This window comes from Pseudarthrobacter sp. HLT1-7 (assembly GCF_059383435.1).
In genome coordinates this window covers 1-5304 of the sequence record NZ_JBWZCH010000034.1, presented here as the reverse complement: position 1 = coordinate 5304, position 5304 = coordinate 1, and the positions used below count along the sequence as shown (strand labels likewise).

Below are 5304 nucleotides of genomic sequence, written 5' to 3'. Positions count from 1 at the left end.
CAACGACCAGCACAACCTAGCGGAGACGTGGAACCCGACGCCCAACCAGCGACAACAGGCCCCTCCAGCACGCCCAAAACCATAAAAATCAAACGGAACGGGAATCAGACCCTGACCTGACCGCCCATCCGACCATCATGAAAAATCCGGGCTAGATTCTCTGGGGTTTCGGCCAAGCCCATTCACTGTCGGGGAAAATTTCTGGGGGGGAATTTTGAACAAAGCCCAAAGGCGCGCTCACGTTGAGCCGCCGTGTCCGGAGTGCGGATCCAGGGTGATCCCGATCTGGAAAGACGAGCGTTCCATGTCCGCACCCCAGCCGGATTGGCGCGTGGCCGCCCGGCAATGCAGCAGTCAGCAATGCGGCCGCAACGATGCTGCCAGCTGGTAGCCATTGTGACACTGCTCGGCGTGTCGCTGCGCGGCGGAGCCTGCGACGGCGGCGGCGGGTGTGCACCGTATGCCGCATCCCAGCACCGGAAGATACGTCCTGGTGACCACTTTCCCACCGTCGCCGGAAACTGGCTATGCGACCGGGGTTACATATTGCGGGCGTTCGGCGATAATTAAGCCTCAGACCAGGCGCTTGTCCGTGCTCTGCTGCCCACGGGAGGAATTGTGGTTCCGACGTCCGCGAAACGAGGACCGCGAGGCCTGGCTACTACCGTGTTTGTGTGCCTGGCGCTGCTGATGTCCGGATGCCAGCCGAGCCCCCCCGAGCCTCCACCCAGTCCCCCGGCAACGCTCGGAACTCCCAAAGCGACGGCGACCTCCGTTTCGTCGCCGCCAAGTCCGCCGCCCAGCCCCCCGGCGGCGCCTGTTGGCTCGGTGCACTTCACGGCACAGGGAGACATTGGCGTCGACGACGGCGCCATGAAAGTACTGGACACCATAGCCGGTCTTCGGCCGCAAGTGAATCTGGCCCTCGGTGATTTCACCTACAAGGCCGGCATTGAGCAGCGTTTCTGCGACATGGTCAAGGGCAAGCTGGGCCAGGAATTTCCCTACCAAGTAGTCACTGGCAACCACGAGAGCGACGGGCACGATGGTGACATCGACAACATCGTCCGGTGCCTGCCCAACAAACTTCCCGGCATCCAGGGGAACTACGGAACGCAGTGGTACGCGGACTTCCCCGAGAAGGACCCCATCGTGCGCTTTGTAATGGTCTCGCCGGGCATCGACTTCAAGGACGGAAAGCCCCTGGATTATTCGAAAGACAGCGAACGCTGGCGCTGGACCGTCGATGCCATCGACGGGGCCGCCGCGGCGAAGATTCCGTGGACCGTCGTCGGAATGCACACCCCCTGCCTGAGCATGGGCAGATACCAGTGCCAGGCCGGCAAGGACTTCACCAACATGCTGATGGCCAAGAAGGTCGACCTGGTGCTGTCCGGCCATGAGCACCACTACCAGCGCACACACCAACTCGGGACCGGCACTTCCTGCCCTGATCTGGTCCCCCAGGCTTTTTCGGCAAGCTGCCTCGCCGACACCGACGCCAGCATGGTGCGGGGCGCCGGAACCGTGTTCGCTACCGCGGGAACTGGCGGCAGGGCGCTTCGCGATGTACAGGCCAAGGACTCCGAGGCCCGGTACTTCGCAGCGGTGTCCGGTAAGAACCGCAATCCTGCCCTGGGCACCCTCGATGTGACGGCCACTGCGGACCGGCTCTCCGCCCGATTCGTCCCGGCCGAAGGGTACAGCTTCACCGATGCCTTCACCATCGAGCGGCGCTGAACGACCCGCCCCCGCAGCATCGGCAAGACCCATGGCGGACACCCCCAATATCCCGGCGGGCTCGGTCAAAGAGCGCCGGAATTCCGGCCCGGCCCAGGGAAGTACGCCACCGCAACCGGCAGCGAACAGTATCCCTGGACGCTCAAGACGGCCACCGGGGGGCCGGGACGCGGTCAATCCGGTCGGCGGCTGGTACGGGCTGCGCAAGGGCCATCGGGGTCGGTTCGGGATGCACTTGTCTCCCCTGCTGGAGGCTCTGGGACCGGCGGATCCCGCCCACAAAAAACGCAACAACGGTGTCCGTGAATTTGTCCCGGACGCGTCGGGCCCGGCAACGCCAGCCTGAACCGGCAACCGTTGTGCCGGCCCCGGCGCTGGCCCCGGGGTCGGAACCGGCATCGAAGTGAACGGCGAAAGCACTGCCGTCTACAAAGACGCGGACGGGCAGGTTCACGCCGTCTCCGCAGTCTGCACCCTGACCTCCGGCACTGTGGGCCGTCGTCCAGATGCGTTGTCAGCGGCGCGGCATAAGAAAATGCCAAGGACACAAGCGCACAGTAGGAGTATGAAATCAGTGCTAAGCGATGAAGTCGTCGCCGTACGTGGCGTCCTCACTGATACCCACCCGATCGATTTCCATACCCTTGGAGTGACCGGCGCAATTGACCGTTTGACTCTCCCTCTCCGCGAACACGGAACCTCGGTGCATCTGGAGACCCCGCACCACGGGATGGAAGTGGACCGGCCATCCGCGATGCTTCTGTACCGGGCGGCCCAGGAGCTCCTCAGTAATATCCACAAATTCGCCGAAGCATCAGCCGTGACAGTCCGGCTCGGCTGCGTCGCCCACGGCGTGAGTCACGCCGTTCAGCTCAAAGTGACCGACGACGGCCGCGGTTTCGACGCGCCGGCAGCCATGATCGGCCGGCATTCCGGCATGGGACTGCGGCTCATGCGCCTGGCAGTAGGCCTTGCGGGCGGAGAGATGATCATCGATTCGTCCACCGCTACAGGCACCTGTGTGACGATAACGCTGCCCCTGGACTAACCTCAGCTGAGCCGCTCGTGCAACTCGGGACCTGCAGCCGGGACCGCGGGCTTCGGCCAGCCGGCCCCCAATTGGGCAGACTGTCGTCATCCCGGCTGATATGTGGTGGCCGGGGTCAACGGGACGGCAGGGCTACTGGCGCTGGAAGATGTTGAGAATGTTTCCCTCGCTATCTGTGAACCAGGCAGCCTTCCCCACCGGGGTGGCCGCGATGCCGTTGTCAGTCTTCAGGCCAGGAAAGTCGTACTCCTCGAAGACGACGCCACGGCTCCGCAGCTCCTCGACCTCGGCCTCGATGTTGCCCGTCCACCAGCCCATCTGGGTGTTTTTCGCGGTGCCCGCATTGTCGGTCTTGTATAGCATGACGGCGGTTCCGTTCGCGCAGCGGTAGAGCAGGTTCTCCTCGTCCATGGCGTCCGAGGGCTCCAGTCCCAGCACGTCCCGGTAGAAATCTCTCGCCCTCGCCATGTCCTTCACTGGGAGGACTGCGATGATGTCGAGTTCCTTCAGCATGATTGTTTTCTCCCTCTTGATCGGCGTTGATCAGGCTCCTGGAAGCAATGGCCAGCCGCCACCTGTCACGCAGTTCCGTCCGCGAGCAGGTCGGCGAACCCGGTCACGTCGTGCCGGCCTCAGGCCCCAAACTCCCAGGATCATCAACATACTCAACATCAGCGAGGGCATCACGCATCTGCTCTTCGAAGGTGTTGATGCGCACCATCGTAGGCGTCCGGCGAGGAGAGTCAAGAGCCCGGGGAAACCACCCACGCCTCGCCTGAACCCCGGAACGGGGCACCCTGTCCCGCGGAATCCGAGGAGAACAACTCGACAGCGAAGTGCCGGGGTTGGAGAGGGCTAGGGACCGGCCACCGTCTCGACCGCGACCGTCTCAATTATCCTGGTCGATGGCTCACCGACCAGGGACGGGGCCGTCACACCGGTTTTCCACGTCTGGTTCTGCAGCCGGGCCAGGAAATCCACGGCGGCCTCCTGCGTATCGAAATCCATCTCCAGCATCACGTAGTCCTCCTGGTCGAGCGGCCGCGAGATCCGGTAAGACCGCACCCCCGAGGCTGCGCGGTTCAGCGGGTCACTGTCGAAGGCCCTCCTCCACATTCGGAAGTCCCGGACCAGGTGTTCGATCTGCAGGGTAATCATGGTGGTACTCCTGTCGACGGTTCCTCTCGCCCAACCTTAGGCCCGGCAGGCCGATTCAAGTAGAGCCACGGGCATGTTAATCTTCGATCTCCTGACCCAGGCGCCAAGCGGACAGGAGGACATCGGGCGCGCGCACTGGCCCTGTCAGACACAGTGGCAGGGACTGGTCCCTGCTCCAGTCGTCGGTGAGTGCCCTCAGCGCGCCGGTTGTTTCGCTTCGAGGTGAAGGACGAGGCGAGATTGCCGGGGGTCCACCCCAGTTGCGTCATGCCAGCCGGAGTCCTGCTCAAGCCTTGCGCTGTGAGATGGCGTCCGCGAGCGACGCCAGGCCCTTCTCAAAGTCGGAGCCGACCATTTTTGTCGATGTTCATGAACAAGGCGAAGACCGTGCCGATCCCTTTATTCTCAACGGTCACCGTCCACGTCATCTGGGTCCCGCTGCCGGCCGGCGTCAGGGTGAAGGTGGTCGGGGTCCGCAGACTCCCAGCGAGACCACGTGGTCCGCTCATGGAAGTTGTTGACCAGGGAAAAGTGTCTTCATCCGGGGCGGGAATGAGTGCATTTCGGTGACTCTAAAAGTGGACATGGGTCAACCGTCGGGTGTGGCCGGCCCCGCCGCCGGCGACTCCGTCGGCAGGGCGGGAACGGCGATGCCGAGCGCCTTGCCGATCGGGCGGCCGGTTACGACGCCGACGAAGTGCGGGGTCCTGGAGGTACTGATCGGGGACACAGGCCGGTCGGCGATGACGGCCACGGGAAGGATCCTGGACGAGCCGGTCCAGGGCACGAGGTCACGGATTGGTCACGAACACGGTGGAACCCATCCGTAGCCGGTGTGCTGTCGAAGTACTCCTGACAGATAAGCACCGGCCCCGTCCGAGCCACTCGGCAGGAACCATCCTCGGGACCGGACACCCCCACTGATTTCAAGGAGTACTCCCATGCGTACGTCAACTAAGACTTTCCTGAGCGTTGCCGCTGCCGGTTCGCTGATGTTCTCCCTCGCCGCGTGCAGCCCGGCTGCCACGTCCTCNCGTCCTCGTCGGCGCCGGCTGCCTCGTCCTCGGCCGCGGCGCCCGTTGAGAAGGCCAAGCCGCTGGCCGCGATCCCGGCGCTGACGGGAACCTCCACCGCGGTGAAGCTCGATGCCTCCTTCGCCGCGGCCCTGGAGAGCCTCAAGCTCACCCCGGGGGTTGTGGGTACCGCGGCGCTGACCGACGGGTCGCTGATTTTCCCGATCAGCGGCGGCAAGGTCGATTACTACGATCCCGCGAAGGACTACCGCCCGTTCGTCCAGGGCCTGATCAGCCACGCCGGCTCCGGGTTCTCCCTCTCCGCCGGTGAGACCAAGGTGGACC

General features: G+C 64.1%; 6 protein-coding genes. 3 read left to right on the top strand and 3 right to left on the bottom strand.

Annotated features, from left to right (window positions below):
- Window positions 1–828 precede the first annotated feature (828 nt).
- The 3 genes from AC50X6_RS18650 (at window position 829) to AC50X6_RS18640 (ending at window position 2788) form a co-directional block, all read left to right on the top strand.
- Window positions 829–1740 (top strand): metallophosphoesterase, encoded by a 912-nt coding sequence (locus AC50X6_RS18650; RefSeq protein WP_494967626.1) that lies wholly within the window; start codon window positions 829–831, stop codon window positions 1738–1740.
- Complete coding sequence (locus AC50X6_RS18645; protein ID WP_494967625.1) at window positions 1715–2086, top strand: DUF6855 family protein; 372 nt, start codon at window positions 1715–1717, stop codon at window positions 2084–2086. Before AC50X6_RS18650 ends, AC50X6_RS18645 begins: the two co-directional genes overlap by 26 nt.
- A 219-nt stretch (window positions 2087–2305) precedes the next feature.
- Window positions 2306–2788, top strand: coding sequence for a sensor histidine kinase (locus tag AC50X6_RS18640; protein WP_494967624.1), 483 nt, complete (start codon window positions 2306–2308; stop codon window positions 2786–2788).
- A 132-nt stretch (window positions 2789–2920) separates the two neighbouring features.
- Here the strand turns inward: AC50X6_RS18640 and AC50X6_RS18635 are convergent, their stop codons facing one another.
- The 3 genes from AC50X6_RS18635 to AC50X6_RS18625 form a co-directional block, all read right to left on the bottom strand.
- Window positions 2921–3301 (bottom strand): VOC family protein, encoded by a 381-nt coding sequence (locus AC50X6_RS18635; RefSeq protein WP_494967623.1) that lies wholly within the window; start codon window positions 3299–3301, stop codon window positions 2921–2923.
- A 342-nt stretch (window positions 3302–3643) separates the two neighbouring features.
- Window positions 3644–3946: a hypothetical protein gene (locus AC50X6_RS18630; protein ID WP_494967622.1), complete on the bottom strand. Its 303-nt coding sequence runs from the start codon at window positions 3944–3946 to the stop codon at window positions 3644–3646.
- A gap of 589 nt (window positions 3947–4535) precedes the next feature.
- On the bottom strand, window positions 4536–4700 hold the full coding sequence (locus tag AC50X6_RS18625) for a hypothetical protein (protein ID WP_494967621.1): 165 nt from the start codon (window positions 4698–4700) through the stop codon (window positions 4536–4538).
- Window positions 4701–5304 lie beyond the last annotated feature (604 nt).

What these genes read in the sequence shown, in the direction of transcription:
- AC50X6_RS18630 (WP_494967622.1), bottom strand. Translation starts at nt 3,946, where the DNA reads ATGATTACCCTGCAGATCGAACACCTGGTCCGGGACTTCCGAATGTGG.
- AC50X6_RS18640 (WP_494967624.1), top strand. Translation starts at nt 2,306, where the DNA reads ATGAAATCAGTGCTAAGCGATGAAGTCGTCGCCGTACGTGGCGTCCTC.
- AC50X6_RS18645 (WP_494967625.1), top strand. Translation starts at nt 1,715, where the DNA reads ATGCCTTCACCATCGAGCGGCGCTGAACGACCCGCCCCCGCAGCATCG.
- AC50X6_RS18635 (WP_494967623.1), bottom strand. Translation starts at nt 3,301, where the DNA reads ATGCTGAAGGAACTCGACATCATCGCAGTCCTCCCAGTGAAGGACATG.